Annotated in this window: 1 pseudogene; it reads left to right on the forward strand. The window is 67.1% G+C overall.

What is annotated here, in order from left to right:
• Window positions 1–490, forward strand: a pseudogene (locus HW452_RS17360) (FAD-binding oxidoreductase); the annotation flags it as partial.

The raw sequence follows: 490 nt of genomic DNA on the forward strand, positions 1-490 counted from the left end.
CCGAACAGCAGCGCGCCCAGAGCGTGATTGTGGTGCAGGACGCCTTCACCACCCACTTTGAAGCCAGGCTGGTGATGGACGTGGTGGAGCTGCTGACGCGGCTTGACCTGCGCGTCTTCGTGATGCCGTTCAGTGCCAACGGCAAGCCGCTGCAGGTGCAGGGGTTTCTGGGGGCGTTTGCGCGCACCGCCGAGCAGCAGGCCCGGCGGCTGCGGGCGCTGCAGGAGTTTGACGTGCCCTTGGTGGGGATCGACCCGGCGATGACCCTGACCTACCGCCAGGAGTATGTGAAGACGCTGGGGGCGGGCCAGGTGCCGGCGGTGCTACTGCTCCAGGAGTGGCTGGCCACGCGTCTCGATACCTTGGCGATTGGCACGCTCGAACTGACCGACCCAGGCTTCAAGCTGTTGTCGCACTGCACGGAGAAGACCAACGCCCCGGCCAGCCCCCGCGCCTGGCAGCAGGTGTTTGCCGCCTTCGGGCTGACGCT

The organism is Vreelandella aquamarina (assembly GCF_020075495.1).
GTDB classification, from domain to species: Bacteria; Pseudomonadota; Gammaproteobacteria; order Pseudomonadales; family Halomonadaceae; genus Vreelandella; species Vreelandella aquamarina_A.